This window comes from Lentibacter algarum, assembly GCF_018860975.1.
Classification (GTDB): Bacteria; Pseudomonadota; Alphaproteobacteria; order Rhodobacterales; family Rhodobacteraceae; genus Lentibacter; species Lentibacter algarum_A.
Window position 1 is genome coordinate 634,619 of record NZ_JAHKQI010000005.1, and the last position, 21,756, is coordinate 656,374.

A 21,756-nucleotide genomic window follows, 5' to 3' on the forward strand; every position below is an offset into this window, starting at 1 on the left:
AGCTGTGCAGACTTGTCTTATGTGCGAACTGGAGGCTGGAAATGCTCAACATAAGTATCAACAAAATTGCTCAGATTGTTCTGATGTCTCGGGAAATGGGACGTGCCCAAGCGGAATTGTCGGGGTTTTTTGAAACCCTCACTGACGAGGAACTCACCGATCTCGTCGCCGTTATGTGGATCGGACGTGGTAGTTTTGAAGCCGAGGAACTGGTTGAGGCGCGGGCCTTGGCCATAGCGGAAGCGACAACACCGACGCCCGACTACTTGATGGGCACGCCGCATTTGTCAGACCATTTAGAGAACGGTCTTGAGGCTCTTGGCCTTTCTGCTTCGGACGATGAAGATGATCTTATTCGTGGTGGCTAGTTTCGAATTTTGCTTTGCAAAATCCGACGAACCGGGGGCTTTGCCCCCGGGCCCCCAGGATATTTAGACCAAGAAAAAGGTATGTCTGGTCACTCAGCCCAGATGATCGACGATTTGCAGGTGTTGAGCGAGGGTGTCGACTTCTTTAAGCCAGTCCTGCACGAGCTTTGGATCGTGCGGTGCGGCATGGACACCAGCGGGAATAGCGCGGTTAGCCACGGCTTCTACGGCCAGTGCAACAGGGTTTGAGACAAGGCGCGCCATTGCCGTTCCACGCGCGTCGCCCCATGCGTCCATCACGTAGGTTTTGTGATAGGTTGGCACGCCGTCTTTCTCGCATTTGAGAGCGACGAACATCACCACGCGGTCAGGCTCACCTTCGTCATAGGCGTTGTCGCGCCAGAAACCACTCGACATTTCTTCCAAACGGGCTTCGCCTTCGGGGCCTTTGAGGGTTTCGATCTCGGCGAAAACATCACTCCAAGCGTCTTTCCAGCCATTGAGGCGAAGAGTGCCGCGCACAAACTCTTTGACGCGCCAGCTGTTTTCAAAGCGGTAGTCTTGCATAAACGGCAGGCTGTCACGGTTTGGGTAAACCTCAAAGCTCTCGGGTGTTGGTAGGGGCGCGTCATAGGTGCTGATCGCGTCCCACGGGCGGCTGACATTGAGTTCGGTGTAGTTTTTGATCGATTTTGATGGCGAGCGCAGGGCCTTGAGCACCCCAAGCGGTGACCAGCTGAACTTGTAGCGGAAGGGGTTTGGCTCTTTGGGAATGCCGCCGCAATAACTGACGAACGAGATGTCGTTGTTTGCGTCATAGCCTGAGGAGGCGCGGTAGTCGGCAACAAGGTAATGTGCCATCAAATGGTCGATGCCCGGGTCAAGGCCGACTTCATTGACACATGCCACACCAGCATCGAGCGCGGCGGCATCAAGCGCGCGCATTTCAGGGGCGATGTAGCTTGAGCTGACGAAATTGGCCTGCTTGCTTATGCACATTTCGGCAAGGGGCACGTGCCAATCACCCGGCAGCATCGAGACCACGATATCGCCCATTTGAGTGGCGTTTGTAATGGCGTCCATTTCAAAGGCGCGGATGTCTTTGGCGATGTCGCCGACGGCTTCTTCAGCCTTGGCCACTGTACGGTTCCAGACCACAACGTCATGGCCGTTCTCGATCAGCCTACGCAGGCCGGGGATTGCTGAGAGGCCTGTGCCGCACCAGTGAATTGTCATGATATGAGTTTCCTATTTGTATTTCAGTTTGGCTGCGACAATAACGGCGACTGCGGTTGCAGCACAGACATTTGCGACAATAATCGGCCAGTCTCCGATCATGATGCCGTAGAGCAACCAGAGTGAGACCGTGGTGAAAAAGAGCAGGTTAGAAGCCAGCGAGATGCCTGAAGTGTCGCGGGTGCTCCATGCTTTCCAAGCCTGCGGAACCCAGCATATCGTTCCAAGAGTTGCTGCGACATAGCCGATGTAAACTGAAGGGATCATAGCTTTGCAACATGGGTGTGAAACTCGGCCCCGGCGCGCGCCCAAACTCCGCTTGTGAGGGATTGCAGGGTGAGCAAAGACGGCAAGAGTTGTGCCGCGAAGTCCTGTGAACTTTCGACAGGGAGCATCGACGGCAGGTTATCGATCGCCATCACGTCAAGCGGCGGGCTATCATGAACGCGAACCACAGGTGCGTCCCATGTCGTTGCTTCCGAGTAGACAGGCACAGGGTTGTAGTCACTGTCAGGGTCGCAAGCGACATCGCCTATCGCGGTAAGTTTGCGCGCGGCCTCCTTGGCTGAAAGTGGTACAAACTGCGGAGTTCCTGGACGCGCAAGGATGCAGTTGATGAAAATGTCATGTGTGAGGATCTCGGGGAAAGGGCCGCCGCTTTTGGTCTCGGCCATGTCCCATTTGGTGACAGCAACGCCCATCGCTTCAAGCATATCCGACGCACCTGTGCCAACACGGCCAAGCGCACCGATGACGATCGCTGTGGGGCGTTTGGCGGGCATTTGTGCGGCGAGTTCGGTGAGCAAAGCGTCCTTGCCGGGGTAAGCGCCGACGGGTGGGCAGAGCGCCTGCGACTGTTGGGCGACCCAGGCCTTGAGCGTTACAGCAGCCCCGGCGAAACCGGCCCAGTAACCGAAGGCAGCAACACGGCGGCCCGTTTCATCAACTAGATACTCGAGGTCATAGAGCGTGCCGCCGCCAGCTTTGAACCGCTCTAAAAGCGCTTTACCAGAGAACTGCCCTTTGTAGGCATGGCCAAACATGATGTGACGGTGTGGCAGCGATGTGCCATCATCGGGCAGTTCCTTGAGCCCGAAGATGATCGCATCAAGCGGCGCATCAGGCCAGCTGTTTTCAGGCGCAATGCTGGCTCCCGCGTCGATGTATCCTTGCAGGCCGATCGCACGCACCGAGCTTTCTTCAACGGTCAGCTTGATGCCTGCGTCGATCAAGGCCTTGGCGCCTTCGGGGGTCAGGCCGGTGCGCTCTTCATGTTCGCGCTGCTCGGAGCGTAGCCAGAGATGTGTCATGTCAAAATCCTGTCAAACAAAGGTGCGGGCGTGTTCGCGGCCCGGGGTGTCGAGGTGTGGAGTGGCGTTGAAACTGCCCAGCATCAGCGTGTCATGCACATACTCGAGCCGGTGCATTGATGAGTTCATCACTTGGAGCATGATCTTGGCCATCGCAATATCGTTGAGGTGCAAGACATGCCGCAGGATCGTGCCAATGACGCCGCCGGATGTGACCAAAAGAATGCGCCCGTGGCCCGCACCAAGCTCGTCGATAAGGCCGGTGGTGCGCTTGTGAAAATCGGCAAATGTTTCGGGAACGCCAGTTACGGTGCCGGCTGCCCAGTGCTTGATCATCAGCGGAAGATGCGCGGCGAACTCGGTTGGCTCATTGGGGGTTGGCACGCCATGTTCAGCCTCGAGCGCGGCGGCCATGGCAAAATATTGCAACTCGTCCAGACGTGCGTCAACTTTTGTGTCGCCATAGCCCATGCTGGCGGCGGTTTCTTTTTGGCGGCGCAAAGTGCCTGTTATTACGTGGTCAAAATGCGGGTTGGTGCCCTGCATATGTTCGCCAAGCCAGCGTGCCTGCTCATGCCCGAGATCAGAGAGTTTATCGTAACTGGCTTCGTCGGTGGCATGGCTGTTGGCTTGCCCGTGTCGGACTAGAATCAGTTCTGCCATGCTGCCCTCGTTTGTTTGCGTTTCGCGGCAGGTTAGCCTGAGGTTGCGGCAGGTTAAAGAGGTTGTGTCAGAGGTTTTTTGACAACAGAATTATTGCTGAAAGCGTTGCCAGACCGAGCGCCCAAGGGCGGATCGAGCCACGCTCGACTCGTGCTGCAAGCGGGCGGGCAGCCCAGAGCGCCAGCGGAACAATCGGCGCGAGGCTAAGGGCGAAGGCGATGTGCTTGAGGCCGATGAGGCCAGCAAAAGCGAGTGTGGTGATCGAGACAAACATGCCAAAGCCGAAGAATGTGTTTTGTGTCGCCGCCGAGCGGCGCGGCTCAACCGCGGAATACAAGATCGCCATTGGCGGCGCACCAATGCCTGTGAGCGTGCCCATGACGCCTGCGATTGCCCCCGCACCAAACAGCGCCGGTTGCGTGATCGGCAGGTGCAAACCAGCCAGGTTGAGTGCGACAGCAAAAAGCACGATCAGCGCGACAATGATGGGCAAAGCGGGCGTGCCAACGACTGCGGCTGCTATGAACGCGGCAATAATCGCACCCAGGGTGCGCCCCGCGAAACCGGCGGGCAAGTCACGCCTGTCAACCGCGCCACCTGTGCTAACAATTGCGCCAAGTCCAACTACCAGCCCAAGCAAAAGCACAGTTCCGGGCAGCCAAGCCGGCGCGACAAGTGCCATAACGGGTGCTGCGATCATCCCGAAACCGGCGCCGGAAATGCGCTGAAGAATTGCGCCAGTGAACACAGCCAGAGCGCAAACAAACCAAGGCGTCAGTTCAGGGAGATATGCCGACATGTGATGGCCTTTTAGTTAAAGTCTACGTTAGCTTAGGCGCAGATTTGACCCAAACACAATGCGCGACGCAAATACGCCTGCCTATGTCGGGAATATCGTATGTAACGCGCAGCGCATCTGTTTTAAGATAAGCTAAAGAACGGGAGTCGCAGCATGTCTGACACAGTAAAGTTCACGCTTGATGGCGAAGAAGTCGTGGCCGAGGCAGGCCAGACGATTTGGGAAGTGGCCAATGGACGTGGCCTCGTCATCCCGCATCTGTGCCATAAGCCTGCTCCCGGCTACCGCCCTGATGGCAACTGCCGCGCTTGCATGGTCGAGATCGAAGGCGAGCGCACTTTGGCGGCGTCCTGCATTCGTGAGCCACAAGACGGCATGGTTGTTGTCACCAACAACGCCCGTGCCACGAGTGCGCGTAAGCTGGTTGTCGAGATGCTTCTGGCTGATCAACCCGAGCGTGACGTGAGCCATGACAAGTCTGCGCATCTCTGGGACATGGCCGATCTCAACGGCATCACCGAGAGTCGCTTCCCCAAGCTGGAAGAAGGCCGCATTCCATTGCTTGATGACAGCCACATCGCGATGCGCGTGAACCTTGATGCCTGCATTTCCTGCAACCTCTGTGTGCGGGCCTGCCGCGAGGTGCAAGTCAACGATGTGATCGGCATGGCAGGGCGCGGGCACGATGCATATCCAACGTTCGACATGGCTGACCCGATGGGTGAAAGCACCTGCGTTGCCTGCGGAGAATGCGTGCAAGCCTGCCCGACAGGTGCTCTTATGCCTGCGACGGTTTTGGACGATGCGCAACTAGGAGACAGCGCTGATTTTGACAGCGAGACCGAAAGCGTCTGCCCGTTCTGCGGCGTTGGCTGCAAGGTTTCTCTTAAGGTCAAAGACGGCAAGGTGAAATATGTCGAGGGCATCAATGGCCCCGCAAACGAAGGGCGTTTGTGCGTTAAAGGCCGCTTTGGCTATGACTATATTCACCACCCGCACCGCCTGACAAAGCCGCTCATCCGCCGAGACGACGCACCTGCCAAGGGGCTGAATGTTGACCCTGCAAACTGGCAAGAGACCTTCCGCGAGGCAAGCTGGGAAGAGGCGATGACGCTTGCCGCTGGCGGGCTTTCAGACCTACGCGAAAAGCACGGCGGGCGCTCTGTTGCTGGCTTTGGCTCGGCCAAATGCACCAACGAAGAGGCCTATTTGTTCCAGAAGTTCATTAGGCAGGGCTTCTTGCACAATAACGTCGATCACTGCACACGGCTTTGCCATGCGAGCTCTGTTACAGCCCTGATCGAAAACGTCGGCTCGGGCGCCGTAACTGCGACGTTCAACGAGATCGAAAACGCCGATGTGGCGATTGTGATCGGGGCGAACCCTGTCGAAAACCACCCGGTTGCCGCGACCTATTTCAAACAGTTCACCAAGCGCGGCGGAAAGCTTATCGTGATGGACCCTCGCGGCGTTGGTCTGAGGCGGTTTGCGGAGGAGATGGTGCAATTCCGCCCCGGTGCGGACGTCAGCATGCTCAACGCGATCATGCATGTGATCGTCGAGGAAGAGCTTTACGATAGCCAGTATATCCACCGCTGGACTGAAAACTGGGAGGCCGAAAAAGCGCACCTCAAAGAGTTCTCACCCGAAGCGATGAGCGAGATTTGCGGTGTCTCGCCCGAGCAGTTGCGCCGGGTTGCGCGCATCTTCGCAGGGGCCGAGGCTGGCCTTATTTTCTGGGGCATGGGCGTCAGTCAACACATTCATGGCACTGACAACTCGCGCTGCCTGATCAGCCTTGCTTTGATGACTGGCAATGTCGGCAAACCGGGCGCCGGCTTGCACCCTCTGCGGGGCCAGAACAACGTGCAAGGCGCGTCAGATGCGGGCCTCGTGCCGATGTTCTTGCCGGATTACCAGAGCGTGATGGACGACACCATCCGCAAGAACTTCACCGATGTTTGGGGCGCTGGTGACTTCTCGAGCGAGAAGGGCCTGACAGTGACCGAGATCATCGACGAAGCCTATGCCGGGCGCATCAAGGGCATGTATATTCAGGGCGAAAACCCCGCCATGTCTGACCCCGATGTCGAGCACGCACGCGACGCGATTGCCAAGCTCGAGCACCTTGTTGTGCAGGACATTTTCCTAACAGAAACAGCAAACTATGCCGATGTGATCCTGCCCGCTTCGGCGCTTTATGAAAAGAACGGCACCGTCAGCAACACCAACCGCCAAGTGCAGCGCGTGCGGCCAGCTGTTGCCCCTCCTGGCGAGGCGCGAGAAGACTGGAAAGTCACGGTTGATCTGGCGCAACGCTGTGGGCTTGATTGGACGTATGACGACGTGAGTGAAGTCTTCAACGAGATGAAGCTCAACATGAAATCGCTCGACAATATCACATGGGAGCGGCTTGAAACCGAGACAGTTACATACCCGTCGCTGAGCGAAACAGACCCGGGCCAAGCCATTGTGTTTGGTGACGGTTTCCCGCGCGAAGATGGCCGCGCCAAGTTTACCCCTGCGAGTGTGATCGCGCCAGACGAAGCGCCTGACGCAGAGTTTCCGATGATCATGACCACCGGTCGCCAGCTTGAGCATTGGCACACTGGTTCAATGACGCGGCGCGCCAAGGTGCTCGACGCGATGGAGCCGGAAGCCAACTGCTCTCTGCATCCGAAAACCCTGCGAAAACTTGGGGTTGAGGCAGGCGGGCACGTGCGCCTGACAACCCGCCGTGGCAGCATTACCATCATGGCCCGCGCGGACAGAGCCGTGGCCGAAGACATGGTCTTCGTGCCGTTTGCCTACGTTGAGGCGGCGGCCAACGTGCTCACAAACCCTGCGATCGACCCTTACGGCAAAATCCCCGAATTCAAGTTCTCGGCAGTGAAAGTAGAGGCGGCGACAGTGGCTGCGGAGTAGGGCATGGCCAACGCGGTTTTCATCCAGAATCCAAACTCGATCTACGATGATGCACCCGGTGTCGCCTATCACTTTCCCAAGCGCTATCTGCGGATGGTTGAAGAAGCCATAGGTGATTGGGTTGTCATCTACGAAGGCAAGAAGGGCGCGCTAGGGTATACTTCGGTGATCAAGCTGGCGAGTGTCGTGGCCGATCCGCAAAAAGAGGGCCACTACTTTGCCTATTACGAGCGGGGAACCGAGTGGCAGTTCGAACAGGTTGTGCCTCGCAACAACATTTTTGGAACCGCCTTTGAAGCCTCGTTGCGCGGGGCTGATGGCAGGGCGATTTCAGGCGGGGCCAGTGTTTCGGCCGTTCGCAGATTAAGCTTTGCCGAGTTCAGCGAGATCGTGACTGCAGGACTTAAGCCGCTTGAAGGTGCGGATGCGCTGCCGCGCGAGGCGGCTCAAGTGGCCTCTGAGCCCTTGTTTGAGTTTGCAGAAGCACAACAGCCGTTCACTGGTGCGGAACTTATTGATATCAGAGAGAATATCTTGAGTTCACGCCCCAAACGCGAGGCGTCCTTCGCGCGCAATGTGAAGGCAGCCTACAAGGGGAGATGCGCGATTTCAGGGCTTGATTTGCGCAATGGAGGCGGGAGAGCTGAGGTGCAGGCGGCGCATATTCGCCCTGTTGCCGACATGGGGCCGGATATTGTCGTGAACGGGCTCGCACTCTCGGGAACCCTGCATTGGATGTTTGATCGTGGGTTGATTTCGGTCGGTGAAAACTATGAAATATTGGTATCCGACAACAAAGTTCCTGCAGATGTGAAGACGCGTTTGATTTGCCCGACAGGGAAGTTGCACTTGCCTGATAACCCGCGTGATCACCAGCATCCCGCATATCTGAAGTATCACCGAGAGCACATATACGGGATGACAGCATGAAGTTGAAACCGAACCACAAACGCTTTCTTTCTGACCTTCACGAGCTGCGCAAGTTCGGCGCTTCCGGAGTTGGCAAAGGCGTTGTGAGGCCTGCGTTTTCGCCCGAGGATATCGCTGCCAGGGCTTGGCTTGCGGACAAGTTTGAAGAGGCTGGGCTTGTGGCTTTTTATGATCCGATGGGGTCGCTCTTCGGGTTGTCAAAAGAGCCTAAGTCATTGTTACTAGGGTCACATTCTGACACCCAGCCAGAGGGCGGGTGGCTTGACGGGGCCTTGGGGGTGATCGCGGCGCTAGAGGTCGCGCGGGCTAGCAAGGAGGCGGGCGGGCCTGCGGTTTCGGTGGTGTCCTTTCAAGACGAGGAGGGGCGCTTTGGTGTGACCACGGGCAGCACGGTTTGGTCGGGTGCGATGAGCCTTGAAGAAGCTGACAAGCTGCTCGACACAGAAGGTATGACCCTTGCGGATGCCCGCGCGAGCATGCCTGCTTCGGAGGGGTTTGTTGATCCCAAACGCTTCAGTGGTTTTATCGAAATGCACATCGAGCAGGGGCCTTGGCTTGATGAGGCAAAAGAGGCCGTTGGCGTTGTCACCGGCATCGTTGGTATCCGCGATATGCGCGTCACTTTTGAGGGCGAACAGAACCATGCGGGCACCACGCCGATGCACCGCCGCAAGGACAGTTTCCAAGCTCTGGCAGAGTTTAACACATTGATAAACAACCGTTTTCGCAATGTTGTCACACCGCAGACTGTGTGGACGATTGGCCATGTGAAGCTGCACCCTGATGCGCACTCAATAGTGCCGGGACGGGCGGTTTTTTCGATGCAATGGCGTGACGGTGACACGACCCGATTGGCGCGTATGGAAGAGATCATCCGCGACACAGCGAGAGAGGTTGCCAAGGCCCGGGGCATGCAGGTGAGCTTTGGAAAAATGCTTGGGCTAGAGCCTGTTGAGATGAACGCAGAGTTGCGGCAAGCACTTGAAAACAGTGCACAAAAACACGCGGTAGACAAGTGGCGCAGGATGCCGTCAGGTGCGCTGCATGATGCAACGAATGTTGCCGCGCATATGCCCGTGGCGATGCTGTTTGTGCCCTCGATCAACGGCATCAGCCATGCCTTTGAGGAAGACACGGATGAGGCCGATCTGGTGACAGGACTGGATGTTTTGGCAGGTGCTGTGAGCAGCTGTTAACCTTTTGGATTTTGCCAAAAGCTGCCTGCACAATGCGTGCATACCACAGTGCATATACCAGTGCATAATGCGTGCTGACAGTTTTGCGCCGCAAAATCGCAGGCGAAAGGTTAACGCACAAGCTAGCTCCAGCTCACGTCGCCCAAAAAGATATAGCCAGCGCCGTAGATGGTTTTGATCAACTGCGGGTTCTTCGGGTCTTCTCTGAGTTTGGTGCGCAGGCGAGAGATGCGCACATCCATCGCGCGGTCAAAACTTTCACCCGCCGCGCCGCCGAGGGTTTCTTGCATGCTCGCACGCGAGATGAGCCGCTTGGGGCGTTCAAGAAACAGCCGCAGAACCTCGCCTTCCGCATGCGAGAAGGCAGTTTCTTCACCGCTGGCGTCAATCAACATGTAACGGTCAAAATGCGCAGTCCAGCCGTTGAACTTTGCGGTTTCGCCGGCCTGTTCCATAGGGGCATTTTTGCGCAGACGGGCACGCACGCGGGCGACAACTTCGGCAGGCTCGAACGGCTTGATGATATAGTCGTCAGCGCCGAGTTCGAGCCCTGTGACGCGGTCTTGCACCTGTGCGCGACCGGAGATGATGATCACCGACGCGCCCTGCTCAAGCGCCAGCCTGTGCACCAGCGTCAGCCCGTCTTTGTCAGGCAAGGAGAGATCAACCAAACAGACATCGGGCGAGGTTTGTAGCAAGGCAGCTTCAAACTCGGTTGCGCGGCCAAAGCTCATCGTGCGAAAGCCGGCTTCTTGCAAAGCCTCGGTCAGCATCTCGCGGATCGCGGGTTCGTCGTCGAGGATAGTGACCAAAGGCGCTGTCATGGTGTGGGTTCCGTTCCGAGGTATCTGGCCAGCATTTGCTCTGACACGGGTTTGCGCAAGACAGCCGTTGCGGCCAGCGCTTTTTGGTAGAGCGGGTGGCTGTCGGGCATGCTTGTCATCAACAAACAAGAAGGTTTGGAGGCGGGTAGGCGTTCAAGCAAGTCGATGCCCGTGAGTTCACCTTCCAGCGAGATATCAGAGAGCACCAGCGAAATGTCGGGCACTTCACGCGCAAGGGCGAGGGCCTCTTCGGCGCTGGTTGCTTCGATCACGGAATGCCCGAAGGCGACCAGCATTTGGCGCATGTCTGCCCGAATGTCGGAGTTGTCTTCAACCAGCAAAGCGAGGCCGGGTTCAACCGGTGCAGGAGCGAGGCGCAAGGGCATGCGAATGGTCACTTCGCCGCCAGTGTTTGCCCCGCCAGTGCTAATGTTGCGCACATGCACCGAGCCGCCCGAAAGCTTGGCAGCGTCATAGACCATCGGCAGGCCGAGGCCTGAGCCGCCTTCGCCTTTGGTGGTAAAGAACGGATCAAAGGCACGGGTGAGCGCATGCTCGGAAAAGCCCTTACCTGTGTCGCTGACTGTGAACTCCGCCCAAGTGTTCTGCACGGTGATGGCGGTGAGGGTGATCCGGCCTTCACGGCCGCAAGCATCACGCGCATTGAGCACGAGGTTGAGCAAGCTGTCTTGCAGCATACCGGCGTCAAGCATCAGCGCGTCCTGGGCGATGTGATTGTTGATCGTCAGGGTAATGCCTTCGGGCAGGGCCGAGCGGGCCAATGTGTCAAAGCCGCCCAGAAAGGGTGCGATGTGGGTTGGCGCGGGGTGATAGTCGCGCGCGCCTGTCATGTCGGCGATGCGGTTGAGCAGCACCCCGCCACGCCGCGCTGCCGAGAGCGTCGCGGCAACAAGATCCTGCGCATTTTCTGGCAACTCGACACGCTCGAGGCGGGATTGGGAACCAAGTATGATTGTCAGCAAATTGGAGAAATCATGCGCCAGTCCTGATATCATCTGAGCGGCAATCTCGCGGCGGCGGGTTTGTTGAAGTGCCGAGCGGGTCTGGGTTTCTTCGGTGATATCCATCGACAGGACATAGACACCACCTGTGCTTTCATCCGGTGTGAGCGCGACGCGAATCCGCTGGGAGCTGGGCTCATGGTTGAATTCAAAGACAGTGGCTTTTCCTGCAAATCCCCGTTTGAGCTGAGGGTCGAGGATCGCCCATGTTTCGGGGCCGAGCACTTCGGACACGTGTTTGCCGACAGGGTCTTCGATGGAGCCGGGCATCACTTGCGAGAGCCTGCGATTGGAATAGGTGTAAAGCATGTCTGGCCCGATATGAGAGATGTGCGCAGGCATCATTTCAGTGGTCAGGCGAATGCGCGCTTCCATTTCGGTAAGTTGGCGTTTGGCCACTTCAAGCGCCATGACAGAGGCCCCTAGCGCGCGGTTTGAACTGGCGAGTTCTTCGGCGCGGGTGAGCAACTGGTCCGAGAGTGTTTCGGAACGGGTGCGCAGCAACTCCTCCTGCTGCTTGGTGCTGGTGATATCGGTATAGACCGCGACCCAACCTCCTTGCGGCAGCGGCGAGCCCTCGATTGAAACCCATGTGCCGTTGTCACGCTGGCGCTCGATATAGTGAGGCTCAAAGTTCAGCGCCAGTTCAACCCGTTCATTGATAAACTGCTCGGGGTCAGAGACCTCGCCATATTCTCCACGCTGGGTGAGAAAGCGGATCGTTTCTTCAAAGCTTGCGCCTGCTGTCATGAGCACCTCGGGCAACTCGAACATTGTGCGGAACCTGTCGTTCGCAACCACCAACCGCAAGTCGCTATCATAGATTGACAGGGCTTGTTGGATCAGGTTGAGGCCGGCCATTGTCATGGCTTCGGTGTTGCTGCTGCGCGTGTTCATCGGCGGGTCTCCTTCTTTTTGCCTAGCACCACGGGGGCAGCGCGCAAAGAGAGAAGCGCGGATTGTTACAATTCGTAAGATTCCGGAAATGTTCAGGAAAAAGTTGACGGCGAGCTTTAAACCCGCACCCTGAAGGCGAGGAGAATCGTTTCTGTTAGCAGGGGCATTGGGAGGACTAGATTTGGCACAGGCGTCACAACCTACCGGAGGACTTGTGTCCATTCCGGCGCTTTTGGAGCGGAATGCGCGCGAGTTTGGCGGTAAGGATGCTTACCGTGAAAAAGAGTTTGGCATCTGGCAGAGCTGGACCTGGGCTGAAACTGCGGAAGAGATCGAAGCGCTGGCGCTCGGGTTTATCAACCTCGGTGTGAACGAGGGCGACTTCATTGCTATCATCGGGCGCAACCGGCCTTACTTTTACTGGGCGATGGTTGCTGCGCAGTCTGTTGGCGCTATCCCTGTACCGCTGTATCAAGACGCCTCGGCTGACGAGATGGCCTATGTGCTTGATCACTGTGGCGCACGCTTTGTTGTTGCCGAAGATCAGGAGCAAGTCGACAAGGTGATCGACGTGCAAGACGGGCTCAAGCAGTTCGAGCACATGATCTACATCGACCCGCGCGGGATGCGCAAATATGACCACAAGAAATTGCATGAGTTCAGCCATATTCAGGCGCAGGGCCGTGCGGCGCATGACGAGCTGATAGAAGACCTGATAGCCCGTCGCGGCAAGGCGACTTACGACACGACCTGCGTGATGCTTTACACCTCGGGCACCACAGGCAAGCCTAAGGGCGTTGTGCTGAGCAACCAAAACATCGTTGAAAGCGCCAAGAACGCCTCGGAGTTTGACAAGCTTAACTCGTCGGACGAGATCCTTGCTTACCTGCCGATGGGCTGGGTTGGTGACTTTATCTTCTCGGTTGGTCAGGCTTACTGGACAGGGTTTTGCACCAACTGCCCCGAGAGCGCCGACACGCTTATGGCCGACTTGCGCGAGATCGGGCCGACATATTACTTCGCCCCGCCGCGGGTGTTTGAAACCCAGCTGACCAATGTGATGATCCGCATGGAAGACGCGAGCCGGATGAAAAAGTGGATGTTTGATAAGGCGATGGGCCTTGCCAAGCGCGTTGGCCCAGCGATCCTTGATGGCAAATCTGTCGGGCTGATTGACCGGCTGAAATACAAGCTTGGTGACATCTTCATTTACGGCCCGCTCAAAAACACCCTCGGTTTTAGCAACGTGCGCGTCGGCTATACGGCGGGTGAGGCCATCGGCCCAGAGATTTTCGAGTTTTACCGCTCGCTTGGCATCAACCTCAAACAGCTTTACGGCCAGACGGAGGCGACTGTTTTCATCACTGTGCAGCCAGACGGTGAAGTGCGGGCTGACACGGTTGGCGTGCCGGCACCTGACGTCGAGATCAAGATCGACGACAGTGGCGAGATTTTCTACCGCAGCCCCGGCACCTTTGTGGAATACTACAAAAACCCCGAAAGCACGGCCTCAACCAAAGACCCAGAAGGCTGGGTCGCAACGGGCGATGCGGGCTTCTTTGAGAAGGACTCGGGGCATTTGCGCATCATCGACCGCGCCAAGGATGTTGGCAAAATGTCGAGCGGCGCGATGTTTGCGCCAAAGTATGTCGAGAACAAACTCAAGTTCTACCCAGACATTCTGGAAGCTGTGCTGTTTGGCAACGGCAAAGACAGTTGCATGGCGTTCATCAACATCGACCTTACGGCTGTTGGCAACTGGGCCGAGCGCAACAATGTTGCCTACGCCTCATACCAAGAGCTGGCGGGGCATCCGCGGGTGCTTGATACCATTCAGGAACACGTCGAAGCGGTGAACAAAAGCGTCGCACAAGACGACATGCTCTCGGGCTGTCAGGTGCACCGCTTTGTTATCCTGCACAAAGAGCTTGATGCCGATGACGGCGAAATGACCCGCACCCGCAAAGTGCGCCGCGTGATTGTTGAGGACAAGTTCTCTGACATCATCACAGCACTTTATGACGGCTCAAGCGAAGTCTCGACCGTGACAGAAGTAACTTATGAAGACGGCCGCAAAGGCAGCATCAGCGCGACATTGCAAATTCGCGACGCCAAGGTGCAGCCCGTAAGCGCGCAGAAAGTGGCAGCGGAATGAACGATATGAGCAACGAGGGCTACGTCACGGCAGACGGTCGCAAGATCGGCGGCACGGTGATGGAGATGAAAAACATCACCCTGCGGTTTGGCGGTGTGAAGGCGATCACCGACATCAGCTTTGACATCAAGCAAGGCGAGATCCGCGCCATTATTGGCCCTAACGGCGCTGGCAAGAGCTCGATGCTCAATGTGATCTCGGGGTTTTACGTGCCGCAAGAGGGCGAAGTCTGGTATAAGGGCTCGCGTCGCCCGCAGATGCGCCCTTACGAGGTTGCACAGCAAGGTATTGCGCGCACCTTCCAGAACATCGCATTGTTTGAGGGCATGACTGTGCTCGACAACGTGATGACCGGCCGTTTGAACCACATGAAGACGGGGCTTTTCAGCCAAGCGATCTGGAAGGGCAAGGCCGAGCAAGAAGAAGTTGCGAACCGTGAAGTTGTTGAGAAGGTTATCGACTTTCTTGAAATTCAGGCGATCCGCAAGACACCTGTGTCGCGTTTGCCTTATGGCCTCAAAAAGCGGGTTGAACTGGCGCGAGCCCTTGCGGCCGAGCCTTCGATCTTGCTGCTTGATGAACCTATGGCCGGCATGAACGTCGAGGAAAAAGAGGACATGAGCCGCTTTATTCTGGATGTGAACGACGAGTTCGGCACGACGATCTGCCTGATCGAGCATGACATGGGCGTGGTTATGGACTTGTCCGACCGCGTTGTCGTGATGGATTACGGCAAGAAGATCGGCGACGGCTCGCCCGACGAAGTGCGCAACAACCAGGCGGTTATCGACGCCTATCTGGGGGTGAGCCATGACTGATCTGAACACCCTGACAATTTCTAAATTCGGAGGCTTCCATGTCTGACCAACTCGTCTACGCGATGGAGGTTTTCCTCAACGGCCTGATGGCAGGGGTGCTTTATGCGCTCGTCGCTTTGGGCTTTGTTCTCATTTATAAAGCCTCGGGCATTTTCAACTATGCACAAGGCGTTATGGCGCTTTTTGCGGCTCTCACGCTGGTCGGGATCATGGACGGGCAAGTGCCTTTCGCACATCTGATCAACGCGATGTTCGGCACCGAGCTGCATCACTTTGGCTGGCATCTGCCTGCTGTAGTGGCGATCCTTGGCACAGCGGCTGTCATGGTTTTACTGTCTTGGATGGTGCAAAAGTTTGTCTTCAGACACCTTGTTGGCCAAGAGCCGATCATCCTGTTCATGGCGACAATCGGCCTTGCCTACTTCCTTGAAGGCTTTGGTGACATCATGTGGGGCAGTGACATCAAGAAGCTCGATGTTGGCTTGCCGCAGGGCATCAATGCCTGGATAGACAACGTGACTTTCAATATCTTTGACTACGGTTTCTTCATCGACAACCTTGATATCGTTGCCACGGTCATTGCTGCGATCCTCGTGTTTTCGCTGGTGTTGTTCAGCCAATACACCAAGCAGGGCCGCGCGATGCGGGCTGTTGCTGATGATCACCAAGCCGCGCTTTCGGTTGGGATCAACCTCAACTTCATCTGGGTGATGGTCTGGTCACTGGCGGGCTTTGTTGCGCTTGTTGCTGGCATCATGTGGGGCACCAAGTCGGGCGTGCAGTTCTCGCTGTCGCTGATCGCCTTGAAAGCCTTGCCCGTTCTCATGCTCGGCGGCTTCACATCGATCCCCGGTGCGATTGTCGGCGGGCTTATCATCGGCGTTGGTGAAAAGCTGTTTGAGTTCGCTATTGGCCCAATGGTCGGCGGCGCTACTGAAAACTGGTTTGCCTATGTTCTGGCGCTCATCTTCCTCGTCTTTAGGCCGCAGGGCCTGTTCGGCGAAAAAATTATCGAAAGGGTGTAAGGCCGATGTTTTATCGTGAAGCAGGTGATTTCAAGACCACCTATAAAGACGACAACCAGACCTTCCCGATCAAGTTCGATCGCTACCGCTATTACTTTGTGCTGTTCGTGGCCTTTGCGCTGATCCCGTTCATGCTCAACGACTACTGGGTCAACGCGATCTTCATGCCGTTCCTGATCTACTCGATCGCGGCGATCGGCCTGAACATCCTTGTCGGCTATTGCGGGCAAGTCTCGCTCGGCACAGGCGGGTTTATGGCGGTGGGCGCTTATGCTTGCTACAAGTTCATGACGGGGATCGACATCTGGCTGGGCGGTGTTCAATACGCGCTGCCGCCGATCAATATCTTCTTCTCGGTCATTCTTGCAGGTCTTGTCACAGCCATCGTCGGCGCGCTGTTTGGCTTGCCAAGCCTGCGCATCAAAGGCTTCTACCTCGCCGTTGCTACGTTGGCGGCGCAGTTCTTCCTCGTTTGGCTTTTCAACAAGTGGGAGTGGGCCTACAATTTCTCGGCTTCCGGCCAGATCAATGCTCCGGAGCGTGGGATATTTGGTGTAAACGTCACCGGCCCGAATGTTGACGCATGGGCGAAATACCTCTTCTGCCTCGTGATCCTGACGATCTGCGCCGTTGTCGCGCGCAACCTGACGCGCGGCTCTGTTGGCCGTAAGTGGATGGCCATTCGTGATATGGACATCGCCGCCGAGATCATCGGGGTGAACCCGCTCAAAGCCAAGCTCAGCGCCTTTGCTGTCAGCTCGTTCTTTATCGGCATTTCGGGAGCCTTGTTCTTCTCGGTCTACCTCGGCGCGGTGGAGGTTGGCGAAGCCTTTGGCATCAACAAATCGTTCCTCGTGCTGTTCATGGTGATCATTGGCGGGCTTGGCTCGATCTTCGGGTCATTCGCGGGGGCTGCGTTCCTCGTGCTCTTGCCGGTGCTGCTGAAGAACGTTCTGGTTGGAGGCCTCGGCTGGCCAACAGACCTCGCGGCGCATCTGGAGTTCCTGATCGTGGGGGCGTTGATCATCGCGTTTCTGATCGCCGAGCCGCACGGTCTCGCGCAACTTTGGCGCGTGGCAAAAGAAAAACTGAGATTGTGGCCGTTCCCGCACTAGGGCGCGCGCGACAAAATTCGTCGGGGGAACTGAATACCCCGGCACACGTCGGAAAAACCAAGGGAGGAAACCCGATGAAGAAGACACTAGCAACAATGGCCCTCGCTGCTACGATGGTAGCAGGACCAGTGATGGCGGACCTCGTGTTCCCGTCAATGTCATACCGCACAGGCCCATACGCGGCTGGCGGGATACCGTTCGCGGACGGTTACGCCGACTACTTCACACTGCTCAACGAGCGTGATGGCGGTATCGGCGGTGTGATGACACAGGTTCCCGAATGCGAAACAGCCTATAATACCGAAAAAGGTGTTGAATGCTATGAATCGCTGAAAGGCAGCGGCGGGCTCGTGTATCAGCCTATGTCTACAGGTATCACCTACCAGTTGATCCCGAAAGTCACAGCAGATGACATTCCGATGCTGACAACAGGCCTAGGCCGAACGTCAGCGAAAAACGGCAAAGTCTTTAGCCATGTTTTCAACTTTCCGGCGAATTATTGGGACGGCGCATCAGGTGTTATCAACTACCTCTCGGGCGAGAATGCGGGTGACTTGAAGGGCAAGAAGATCACGCTGATCTACCACAACTCGGCCTACGGCAAAGAGCCTATCCGCACGTTGGAAAATCTGTCTGTAAAGCACGGTTACGAGCTTAAAACCATCCCTGTTGACCATCCCGGCCAAGAGCAAAAATCCCAATGGCTGCAAATCCGCCGCGACAAGCCCGACTACGTTGTCATGTATGGCTGGGGCGTAATGAACCAGGTTGCGATTCAGGAAGCCGCGAACATCCGGTTCCCGATGGAGAACTTCATTGGCATATGGTGGTCTGGTTCGGAAGTCGATGTGTTGCCTGCTGGTGATGTAGCCGATGGTTACAAAGCGGTAACGTTCAATGGCGTGGGGCGTGACTTCCCCGTGTATGACGACATCCAGAAGTACGTTGTGGACGCGGGTAAAGCTGCCGGAAACGGAAACCAAATCGGAACCGTAATGTACAACCGTGGTATCTATGCCGCGATGCTTGCAGCAGAATCTGCGAAGACTGCACAAGAGATCCATGGCGTCGCCGACATCACACCGTCGATGATGCGCGACGGGATGGAAGCACTGGAGATGACCGAAGAAAAGATGACCTCTCTTGGTTTTCCAAACTTCGGGCCAGCCTTCAAGGTTTCTTGTGAAAACCATGGTGGCGACGGTCTCGTCGGCGTGACGCAGTGGGATGCCACCGCGAAAGAATGGAAGCTGATTTCCGGCTTTGCGCCGTCAGACGCTGAAGTGATCCAGCCACTTATTGATGAAGACTCAGCGGCATATGCCAAAGAGGCCGGCATCGAAGCTGGTTGCAAGTAAGCCTACCCTGCCTCGGCTGCCAGACGGTGGCCGAGGCACCTTTTAGAAGTTTCAAACGAGAGACGCTCACATGCTTGATGCTGCCGAAACACAACAAGAGACCGTTCTTGAGGTCAACAATATCGAGGTGATCTACAATCACGTGATCCTCGTGCTGAAGGGCGTGAGCCTGAATGTACCCAAGGGCGGTATCACGGCTTTGCTCGGCGGCAACGGCGCTGGCAAGACCACGACGCTGAAGGCGATCTCGAACCTGCTGCACTCCGAGCGCGGCGAAGTCACCAAGGGCTCTGTCTCTTATCGCGGCGAGGTTACCCAACACCTTGACCCTGCTGATCTGGTGAAGCGCGGCGTTATCCAGGTGATGGAAGGCCGCCACTGTTTTGAGCACCTTACGGTTGAAGAAAACCTGCTCACAGGCGCCTACACCCGCTCCGATGGCAAAGGCGCTGTCGATGCTGACTTGGAGATGGTTTACAACTACTTCCCACGCCTCAAAGAGCGCCGCAAGTCACAGGCGGGCTACACTTCGGGTGGTGAGCAGCAGATGGTCGCGATTGGCCGTGCTTTGCTGAGCCGCCCCGAGACTATTTTGCTGGATGAGCCGTCAATGGGCCTCGCGCCGCAGCTGGTTGAGCAGATCTTCCAGATTGTGAAGTCGCTCAACGAGGAGCAGGGTTACACCTTCCTTTTGGCCGAACAAAACACCAACGTCGCGCTGCGATATGCGCATTACGGCTATATCCTTGAGTCAGGCCGCGTGGTTATGGACGGCCCCGCCGCCGAGCTGCGCGAGAACCCTGATGTGAAGGAATTTTACCTTGGCATGTCTGATGAAGGCCGCAAGAGCTTTCGCGATGTGCGTTCTTACCGTCGCCGCAAGCGTTGGCTGAGTTAAGCCTGATTTCGCCGCCCGATGGGCAGCCTGTAACCCTTATGAGGGCTTTCTAGATGAGCCAGTTTTTTGACAAACTCGAAACCCGTAGTGCCTCTGAGCGCGCGGCTGATATCGCCAAGGCGCTCCCTGAGCAGATCGCCCGTGCGCAGGCATTGGCCGGTTATGGCGAGAGCCTGAAGGGTGTTGATGCCGCGAGCATTACCTCGGTTGACGCGCTGGCGAGCTTGCCGGTTCTGCGCAAGTCCGACTTGGGCGCAGCTCAGAAAAGCGCCGCGCCTTTTGGCGGGTTGACGACACTTGCGCCAAACGAGTTCGGGCATGTGTTCCAGTCCCCCGGCCCGATCTATGAGCCCGGTGGCATTGGCCACGACTGGTGGCGTGCAGGACGGTTTTTGAAGGCCGCGGGTGTTGGCAAAGGCGATATCGTGCACAACTGTTTCTCCTACCATCTCACGCCAGCGGGCATGATGTTTGAGAGCGGCGCACGCGCGGTTGGCGCGACGGTTTTGCCAGCCGGTGTTGGCCAGACCGAGCTACAGGCGCAAGCCGCGCACGACCTTGGCAGCACCGCTTATGCGGGCACGCCCGACTACCTCAAGATCATTCTCGACAAGGCGGACGAGATGGGCCTCAAGCTCAAGATCAGCAAGGCGGTTGTCGGCGGCGGAGCGCTGTTCCCGTCTCTGCGCCAAGAGTATGCCGACCGTGGCATTGCCTGCTTGCAAAGCTACGGCACCGCCGACCTTGGAACCATCGCTTACGAGAGCGGCATTGATCAGGGGATGATCGTTGACGAGGGTTTGATTGTCGAGATCGTCACACCGGGCACGGGCACGCCTGTTGCCGCGGGTGAAGTCGGTGAGGTTGTGGTGACCACGCTGAACCCTGACTACCCGCTGATCCGCTTTGCCACGGGCGACATGAGCGCGGTGCTTGAAGGGCAAAGCCCCTGTGGCCGCACCAATATGCGCATCAAAGGCTGGATGGGCCGCGCTGACCAGACCACCAAGATCAAAGGTATGTTCGTGCGCCCAGAGCAGGTTGCTGCTTTGGTGTCCAAACACGCCGAGATCGCCAAGGTGCGCGTTGTTGCCAGCCGCGAGGGTGAGATGGACGCGATGACAGTGCTTGTTGAGGCCGAGGGCGGTGATGCTGACGCCTACGCCAAGTCTGTCGCTGAAGTGCTTAAGCTCAAGGGTAAGGTTGACGTTGTTGCGCTTGGCAGCTTGCCCAAAGACGGCTTGGTGATCGAGGATCAGCGCAGCTACGACTGAGAGGGCTTAATCACAGCTAGCCCTTACGAAACCCGAAGAATTGTGCAGCTGATTCACTAAGTTCCGGCGAGGTGTGCAGCAGATTTGCGACCCCTTGAGCAATGGCGCGGCGGGTCGCGCGGGGCGCGGTTTTGTGCTGGATAGACAGGGCTTGCAACAGCTTGGTGCGGGTGGTCAGCGGCAGGGCTTTGTTGCTCAGGTGGCTTTGCAGGAGGTGCTCGACTGCGGGCTTGCCTTCAAGTTCGACAAGGGCCGTGGCGTAGGCACCCATGTAAGCGATATCGCCTTTTATTGCGAGGTCGAGCTCGTCGCGCATAAAGCCGCTGAAGCTTTGGCTTTCCGTCAACCCAGCCAGCAAAACGCGGATAGGCATTAGGGCCTCGTCCCCTGTTTCAAGCTGTTGCTTGAGGCCTTGAACCTTAGGCAAGCGGGCACGTTGCAGGGCGTTGTAAGGCGCGCGGTCAAGTTCTTGCAAGGCGAGCCGGCGCACGGCAGGGCTTTGATCATTGACCAGTTTGGCAAACATCGCGAGGCGGGCTTCGCCTGTGCCGTTGTTGAAGGCAGATTGTTTGTGCACCACTTGCTTGATCACGCTTTGCAGGCGGCTGTCGAGTATGGTTAGCGCCATCCACGGCCCATAGGCGCCGTCGCGGGCGAGCAGGATGCTGTTTGTGGGGCTGGCAGCAAGGGTTTTGCGGATGTTGGCGGCAACCGGCACGGGAATGTCAGGCGCCTCTGAACCCATCAAAACCTCGGTGACTTTGTAGCGTTGCGAGTTTGCCGGATCGAGGCGGGCGATGACGGCTTGCTCGGTTGTCAGCAGCACATCAACCAGCGTCGGGTTGGGGTTGTAGCCGTGAAAAGCGCAGGCGAGGGTTGTTTGGAGCGAGCTTAAAAAGAACAGGCCGCTCAACAACCATCCGAAGATTTTGTTCATCGTGCT

19 protein-coding genes are annotated in these 21,756 nt (G+C 57.1%); 11 read left to right on the forward strand and 8 right to left on the reverse strand.

What is annotated here, in order from left to right; translation table 11 throughout:
- The first annotated feature begins 41 nt into the window (after window positions 1-41).
- Window positions 42-368, forward strand: coding sequence for a DUF3775 domain-containing protein (locus KO498_RS07320; protein WP_215959216.1), 327 nt, complete (start codon window positions 42-44; stop codon window positions 366-368).
- Between the two features lie 93 nt (window positions 369-461).
- On the opposite strand, the gene KO498_RS07325 is transcribed toward KO498_RS07320, so the two are convergent.
- The 5 genes from KO498_RS07325 to KO498_RS07345 all read right to left on the reverse strand — a co-directional run bounded on the left by KO498_RS07325 (window position 462) and on the right by KO498_RS07345 (window position 4,376).
- Entirely contained in the window at window positions 462-1,604 is a 1,143-nt protein-coding gene (locus tag KO498_RS07325; RefSeq protein ID WP_215959217.1) for a saccharopine dehydrogenase C-terminal domain-containing protein, read from the reverse strand.
- A gap of 12 nt (window positions 1,605-1,616) precedes the next feature.
- A complete protein-coding gene (locus tag KO498_RS07330; RefSeq protein ID WP_215959218.1) occupies window positions 1,617-1,871 on the reverse strand; it encodes a SemiSWEET family sugar transporter in 255 nt (84 codons plus the stop codon).
- Window positions 1,868-2,914 (reverse strand): saccharopine dehydrogenase, encoded by a 1,047-nt coding sequence (locus tag KO498_RS07335; protein WP_215959219.1) that lies wholly within the window; start codon window positions 2,912-2,914, stop codon window positions 1,868-1,870. The genes KO498_RS07330 and KO498_RS07335 overlap by 4 nt, the downstream gene beginning before the upstream one ends.
- 12 nt (window positions 2,915-2,926) lie before the next feature.
- Window positions 2,927-3,577: a histidine phosphatase family protein gene (locus KO498_RS07340; RefSeq protein WP_215959220.1), complete on the reverse strand. Its 651-nt coding sequence runs from the start codon at window positions 3,575-3,577 to the stop codon at window positions 2,927-2,929.
- A gap of 67 nt (window positions 3,578-3,644) precedes the next feature.
- Window positions 3,645-4,376 carry a TSUP family transporter gene (locus tag KO498_RS07345; RefSeq protein WP_215959221.1) on the reverse strand — a complete coding sequence of 244 codons (732 nt, stop codon included), beginning with the start codon at window positions 4,374-4,376 and terminating at the stop codon, window positions 3,645-3,647.
- A gap of 153 nt (window positions 4,377-4,529) precedes the next feature.
- Between KO498_RS07345 and fdhF the strand changes: the two genes are divergently transcribed.
- Genes fdhF through KO498_RS07360 form a run of 3 tightly spaced genes read left to right on the forward strand, consistent with a single transcriptional unit; the run spans window position 4,530 to window position 9,427 of the window.
- Complete coding sequence (fdhF, locus tag KO498_RS07350) at window positions 4,530-7,301, forward strand: formate dehydrogenase subunit alpha (RefSeq protein ID WP_215959222.1); 2,772 nt, start codon at window positions 4,530-4,532, stop codon at window positions 7,299-7,301.
- Window positions 7,302-7,304: 3 nt separating this feature from the next.
- Window positions 7,305-8,231, forward strand: a complete 927-nt coding sequence (locus KO498_RS07355; protein WP_215959223.1) for an HNH endonuclease — start codon at window positions 7,305-7,307, stop codon at window positions 8,229-8,231.
- Window positions 8,228-9,427 carry a hydantoinase/carbamoylase family amidase gene (locus KO498_RS07360; RefSeq protein ID WP_215959224.1) on the forward strand — a complete coding sequence of 400 codons (1,200 nt, stop codon included), beginning with the start codon at window positions 8,228-8,230 and terminating at the stop codon, window positions 9,425-9,427. Before KO498_RS07355 ends, KO498_RS07360 begins: the two co-directional genes overlap by 4 nt.
- 122 nt (window positions 9,428-9,549) lie before the next feature.
- On the opposite strand, the gene KO498_RS07365 is transcribed toward KO498_RS07360, so the two are convergent.
- Window positions 9,550-10,251, reverse strand: coding sequence for a response regulator transcription factor (locus KO498_RS07365; RefSeq protein WP_215959225.1), 702 nt, complete (start codon window positions 10,249-10,251; stop codon window positions 9,550-9,552).
- Complete coding sequence (locus KO498_RS07370; protein ID WP_215959226.1) at window positions 10,248-12,170, reverse strand: PAS-domain containing protein; 1,923 nt, start codon at window positions 12,168-12,170, stop codon at window positions 10,248-10,250. The genes KO498_RS07365 and KO498_RS07370 overlap by 4 nt, the downstream gene beginning before the upstream one ends.
- 181 nt (window positions 12,171-12,351) lie before the next feature.
- Between KO498_RS07370 and KO498_RS07375 the strand changes: the two genes are divergently transcribed.
- The 7 genes from KO498_RS07375 to KO498_RS07405 all read left to right on the forward strand — a co-directional run bounded on the left by KO498_RS07375 (window position 12,352) and on the right by KO498_RS07405 (window position 20,813).
- Complete coding sequence (locus tag KO498_RS07375) at window positions 12,352-14,325, forward strand: AMP-binding protein (protein WP_215959227.1); 1,974 nt, start codon at window positions 12,352-12,354, stop codon at window positions 14,323-14,325.
- Complete coding sequence (locus KO498_RS07380) at window positions 14,322-15,143, forward strand: ABC transporter ATP-binding protein (protein ID WP_215959228.1); 822 nt, start codon at window positions 14,322-14,324, stop codon at window positions 15,141-15,143. Before KO498_RS07375 ends, KO498_RS07380 begins: the two co-directional genes overlap by 4 nt.
- Window positions 15,144-15,181: 38 nt before the next feature.
- Window positions 15,182-16,168, forward strand: coding sequence for a branched-chain amino acid ABC transporter permease (locus KO498_RS07385; RefSeq protein ID WP_215959229.1), 987 nt, complete (start codon window positions 15,182-15,184; stop codon window positions 16,166-16,168).
- Between the two features lie 5 nt (window positions 16,169-16,173).
- A complete protein-coding gene (locus KO498_RS07390) occupies window positions 16,174-17,283 on the forward strand; it encodes a branched-chain amino acid ABC transporter permease (protein ID WP_215959230.1) in 1,110 nt (369 codons plus the stop codon).
- Window positions 17,284-17,357: 74 nt separating this feature from the next.
- A complete protein-coding gene (locus tag KO498_RS07395; RefSeq protein ID WP_215959231.1) occupies window positions 17,358-18,641 on the forward strand; it encodes an ABC transporter substrate-binding protein in 1,284 nt (427 codons plus the stop codon).
- Window positions 18,642-18,711: 70 nt separating this feature from the next.
- Entirely contained in the window at window positions 18,712-19,539 is an 828-nt protein-coding gene (locus tag KO498_RS07400) for an ABC transporter ATP-binding protein (protein WP_215959232.1), read from the forward strand.
- Window positions 19,540-19,592: 53 nt separating this feature from the next.
- Window positions 19,593-20,813 carry a phenylacetate--CoA ligase family protein gene (locus KO498_RS07405; protein WP_215959233.1) on the forward strand — a complete coding sequence of 407 codons (1,221 nt, stop codon included), beginning with the start codon at window positions 19,593-19,595 and terminating at the stop codon, window positions 20,811-20,813.
- A gap of 16 nt (window positions 20,814-20,829) precedes the next feature.
- Here KO498_RS07405 and KO498_RS07410 read toward each other — a convergent pair whose 3' ends face one another.
- Window positions 20,830-21,750 (reverse strand): hypothetical protein, encoded by a 921-nt coding sequence (locus tag KO498_RS07410; RefSeq protein ID WP_215959234.1) that lies wholly within the window; start codon window positions 21,748-21,750, stop codon window positions 20,830-20,832.
- Between the last annotated feature and the right edge of the window lie 6 nt (window positions 21,751-21,756).

Bases quoted from the DNA above. Each gene is read 5' to 3' on its own strand.
- KO498_RS07365 (WP_215959225.1), bottom strand. From the start codon at position 10,251: ATGACAGCGCCTTTGGTCACTATCCTCGACGACGAACCCGCGATCCGC.
- KO498_RS07370 (WP_215959226.1), bottom strand. From the start codon at position 12,170: ATGAACACGCGCAGCAGCAACACCGAAGCCATGACAATGGCCGGCCTC.
- KO498_RS07410 (WP_215959234.1), bottom strand. From the start codon at position 21,750: ATGAACAAAATCTTCGGATGGTTGTTGAGCGGCCTGTTCTTTTTAAGC.
- KO498_RS07380 (WP_215959228.1), top strand. From the start codon at position 14,322: ATGAACGATATGAGCAACGAGGGCTACGTCACGGCAGACGGTCGCAAG.
- KO498_RS07400 (WP_215959232.1), top strand. From the start codon at position 18,712: ATGCTTGATGCTGCCGAAACACAACAAGAGACCGTTCTTGAGGTCAAC.
- KO498_RS07345 (WP_215959221.1), bottom strand. From the start codon at position 4,376: ATGTCGGCATATCTCCCTGAACTGACGCCTTGGTTTGTTTGCGCTCTG.
- KO498_RS07385 (WP_215959229.1), top strand. From the start codon at position 15,182: ATGTCTGACCAACTCGTCTACGCGATGGAGGTTTTCCTCAACGGCCTG.
- KO498_RS07355 (WP_215959223.1), top strand. From the start codon at position 7,305: ATGGCCAACGCGGTTTTCATCCAGAATCCAAACTCGATCTACGATGAT.
- KO498_RS07360 (WP_215959224.1), top strand. From the start codon at position 8,228: ATGAAGTTGAAACCGAACCACAAACGCTTTCTTTCTGACCTTCACGAG.
- KO498_RS07340 (WP_215959220.1), bottom strand. From the start codon at position 3,577: ATGGCAGAACTGATTCTAGTCCGACACGGGCAAGCCAACAGCCATGCC.
- KO498_RS07330 (WP_215959218.1), bottom strand. From the start codon at position 1,871: ATGATCCCTTCAGTTTACATCGGCTATGTCGCAGCAACTCTTGGAACG.
- KO498_RS07325 (WP_215959217.1), bottom strand. From the start codon at position 1,604: ATGACAATTCACTGGTGCGGCACAGGCCTCTCAGCAATCCCCGGCCTG.
- fdhF (WP_215959222.1), top strand. From the start codon at position 4,530: ATGTCTGACACAGTAAAGTTCACGCTTGATGGCGAAGAAGTCGTGGCC.
- KO498_RS07320 (WP_215959216.1), top strand. From the start codon at position 42: ATGCTCAACATAAGTATCAACAAAATTGCTCAGATTGTTCTGATGTCT.
- KO498_RS07335 (WP_215959219.1), bottom strand. From the start codon at position 2,914: ATGACACATCTCTGGCTACGCTCCGAGCAGCGCGAACATGAAGAGCGC.
- KO498_RS07405 (WP_215959233.1), top strand. From the start codon at position 19,593: ATGAGCCAGTTTTTTGACAAACTCGAAACCCGTAGTGCCTCTGAGCGC.
- KO498_RS07395 (WP_215959231.1), top strand. From the start codon at position 17,358: ATGAAGAAGACACTAGCAACAATGGCCCTCGCTGCTACGATGGTAGCA.
- KO498_RS07390 (WP_215959230.1), top strand. From the start codon at position 16,174: ATGTTTTATCGTGAAGCAGGTGATTTCAAGACCACCTATAAAGACGAC.